The 3,426-nt window shown below is 62.4% G+C and carries 3 protein-coding genes; 1 reads left to right on the top strand and 2 read right to left on the bottom strand.

Annotation, left to right across the window (positions count from 1 at the left end; genetic code table 11):
• Positions 1-96: 96 nt before the first annotated feature.
• Positions 97-516 (bottom strand): Lrp/AsnC family transcriptional regulator, encoded by a 420-nt coding sequence (locus tag SAS01S_RS21700; RefSeq protein ID WP_066813272.1) that lies wholly within the window; start codon positions 514-516, stop codon positions 97-99.
• Between the two features lie 119 nt (positions 517-635).
• Between SAS01S_RS21700 and ocd the strand changes: the two genes are divergently transcribed.
• Positions 636-1,697 (top strand): ornithine cyclodeaminase, encoded by a 1,062-nt coding sequence (gene ocd / locus SAS01S_RS21695; protein ID WP_281179348.1) that lies wholly within the window; start codon positions 636-638, stop codon positions 1,695-1,697.
• A 306-nt stretch (positions 1,698-2,003) separates the two neighbouring features.
• Here the strand turns inward: ocd and SAS01S_RS21690 are convergent, their stop codons facing one another.
• A complete protein-coding gene (locus SAS01S_RS21690; RefSeq protein WP_066813268.1) occupies positions 2,004-3,290 on the bottom strand; it encodes an MFS transporter in 1,287 nt (428 codons plus the stop codon).
• Between the last annotated feature and the right edge of the window lie 136 nt (positions 3,291-3,426).

Below are 3,426 nucleotides of genomic sequence, written 5' to 3'. Positions count from 1 at the left end.
TGAGGGTCTTCTTACTTCTTCCAAGCGTGTGCCGAAAAAGAAGGAAGAAGACCCTCACCCAACCCTCTCCCGTAAACGGGAGAGGGCTATTTCCCCTCAAGCCGAACTCAACAACAAACTCGTCTCGCTGTTCAGTACCCCATCGATCAGCCGCACCTCGCGCAGCACGCGGTCGAAATCGCCCAGGCTGTCGGCGCGCAACTCGGCGATCAGGTCCCAGCCGCCATTGGTGGTGTGGAGCGTGTGGAGCTCGGGGATTTCCTTCAAATTGCGGATCACCGCGCTGGTCGCGCGGCCCGCCACCTCGATCATCATCACCGCGCGGATGCTCGACGTTTCGTCACGCGCGCGGACGGTGAAGCCCAGGATCGTGCCGTTCTCGACCATCCGTGCGACGCGCTTCTCGGCGGTCGCACGCGATATGCCGATGCGGCTGGCCAGTTGCGCCATTGGCGCGCGGCCGTCGCTGCGCAATTCGGCGATCAGCCGCCGGTCAGTCGGGTCGAGCTCCTGCATGATCGATCTGCTCCTTGCCGCTGAGCATAATGCATCGCCGTTGTATTATTATCCAGCGATAATGCAATTATGCGCAGCGTTTCGCCTGCCTAACATCCTCGCTCGAAAGGATGAGGGTCATGCGCTTAGTCGAGGTAGGTCACGTCGTTGAACTGGTCCGGCGCAAGGGGCTGGGCAATCTGCTCCGTGAGCTCGCCGACTATATCGCGGCCGATTATGGCCGTTGGTCCGAATTCGACAAATCGCCGCGTTACGCCAGCCATTCGCCCGGCGGCGTGATCGAGCTGATGCCGATCGCCGACAAGCGGGATTTCGGGTTCAAATATGTCAACGGCCATCCCGCCAACCAGGCGGCGGGGTTGCAGACCGTGACAGGGTTCGGGGTGCTGGCCGATGTCGCGACCGGTTATCCGCGGTTGATCGCCGAGATGACGATCATGACCGCGCTGCGCACGGCGGCGATGTCGGCGCTGGCCGCGACCTATCTGGCGCGGCCCGGCGCGCGGACAATGGCGATCATCGGGCTGGGGGCGCAGGCCGAATTCCAGGCCGAGGCGTTCCGCGCCTTGCTCGGCATCGACCGCCTGCGCATCTATGATGTCGATCCCGCCGCGACCGCCAAGTTCCGCGCCAACATGGCCGGCCGCGATTTCGCCATCACTGTCGCGCCATCCGCGCAGGAAGCGGTCGAGGGCGCCGACATCGTCACCACGGTGACCGCGGACAAGAAGCGCGCGACGATCCTGTCGGACAATATGATCGGCTCGGGGATTCACATCAACGCGGTCGGCGGCGATTGTCCGGGCAAGACCGAATTGCAGGACGCGATCCTCGATCGCGCCAGCGTGTTCGTCGAATATCTGCCCCAGACGCGGATCGAGGGCGAAATCCAGCAGAAGCCGGCCGACTTTCCGGCCACCGAATTGTGGCGCGTGATCGCCGGCGAGGCACCGGGTCGCGCGCATCGCGACGAGATCACCTTGTTCGATTCGGTTGGCTTCGCGATCGAGGATTTCTCGGCGCTGCGTTATCTCGACGACGTGGTGGGCGAGGCGAGCCTCTACAGCACGATAGACTTGCTCGCGCGGCCGAGCGATCCGCGCGACCTGTTCGGCGTGCTTGCTTCAGCCGGACCGACGATGGCGGGCGACTCCGAAACCCTGCTCGCTCGCCAAGCCTGAACGGCAGCCGGCGACCTGCCAAAAAGTTCCCTGCGTATCCGTCCCATCGGTGGACAGTGGTTAACCATTCTTAACGATGGCCCAAATCGTAAACGGCGCGTTAACTGCTCGCCATGCCAGGGTATCTCCAAGTCGCCCCACGGGGGGCCAGCCACCCTTTCCGCCGCCGGTTCGGAATCGACGGGACGGTCCGGCGACGCAATGACGATGGCGACCTGAAGCTCTTCGTCTTGAGCTTCACCGCCTTCTTCATCTGCATCTACACGCTCATTCTCTAACGCGAGCGGGTCGGCCGGGAGTACCCGCTCAGTCGCAGGCCTTGTGCAGCTTCTGTGCGAGCCAGGCCGACACCGGACACATTGCGGCGACGACGAACAGCATGTTGGTCGGGGTCACACCGGCATGCGACAAAGCGGTGACCATTGCCGCGCCGATCGCCATCGATCCCGAATTGACGACATTGTTGGCGGCGACCGTGCGCGACGTCTCGTCCTTGGTCACCGTCGTCGTCAGGAAAGCGTAGAGGGGCACGACGAACATCCCGCCGAAGATCGCGATCCCCATCAAGGCGCCGATCACCAGCAGCGCGCGCGGCATCGCGATGAATTCGAGCCAGCCGTAATAATGGCCGACCGCGGGCGGCCACGTTTTGCACAGGATCGAGAACAAAACGACGAACGCGCCCATGATCAGCACCGAAGCGGGGCCGTATTTGGCCGAGGTATGGCCCTTGAGCAGCGAGTTGATCGCGACCGATCCGATCGCGATGCCGATCGAGAAGAGAGCGGTCAGCAAGGTCGCGACATGCTTGTCGGCGGTCAGCACGTTCTTGGCCAGCGGCGTGAAGATGATGATCAGCACCGCACCCATCGTCCAGAAAAAGCTGATCGCGCAGATCGCCAGGAACAGGCGGGGAATGTGCATCGTCCCGCTGATCAGCCGCCACGAGGCGGTGAAGGGATTGTAGTTGATCTTGAGCTCGGGGCCGACGCGTGGCGCCGGCGGTACCTTCCGTCCGGCAAACCAGCCGATCGCCGCAACGACCAGCGTGCCGATGACGGCATGCTCCACCTTCATGAAGCCGGCGAGCACGGTACCCAGCAGAATCGCCAGGTAGGTCGCCGATTCTACCAGCCCGGTACCGCCCAGCACTTCGTCCTCTTCGAGATGCTGCGGCAGGATCGCGTATTTGATCGGGCCGAAAAAGGTCGAATGGATGCCGAGCGCCAGCACCGCGGTCAGCATGAACGCCATGCCGATGGCGGTATGGCCCGCTTTGGCGAGCAGCAGCCCGCTGCCGCCGACCAGCATGATGACGATTTCCGCGGTCTTGACGATGCGGATGATCATGCTCTTGTCGTTGGCGTCGGCGAGCTGCCCGGCCAGCGCGGACAGCAGAAAGAAGGGTATGATGCTGATCGCGGTGGCAAGCGCGGTGAAGCTCTGTTCGTACTGTGGGTTGTTGTAAATCTGATAAACCACGACGATGACCATCGCCTGTTTGAACAGATTGTCGTTGAAGGCACCGAGGAACTGCGTGACGAACAGAGGCAGGAATCGGCGCTCCTTCAACAAACCGAGCGCACTATGCATTACGAGTGTGGGGCCCCGTCGTGGCGAAAGAAGCCGGTCCCTTAGCCGAGGGGCATAGGCAGCGACAATCGTTCAATTGGTAAATGTGGTTTGGCGCCGGGCACTTTTCGTTAGGGTCTGTACTCAGTTGCCGCGA

Source organism: Sphingomonas asaccharolytica NBRC 15499, assembly GCF_001598355.1.
GTDB lineage: Bacteria > Pseudomonadota > Alphaproteobacteria > Sphingomonadales > Sphingomonadaceae > Sphingomonas > Sphingomonas asaccharolytica.
The sequence above is the reverse complement of the archived record's forward strand: the minus strand, read 5'-3'. Positions and strand labels throughout refer to the sequence as shown.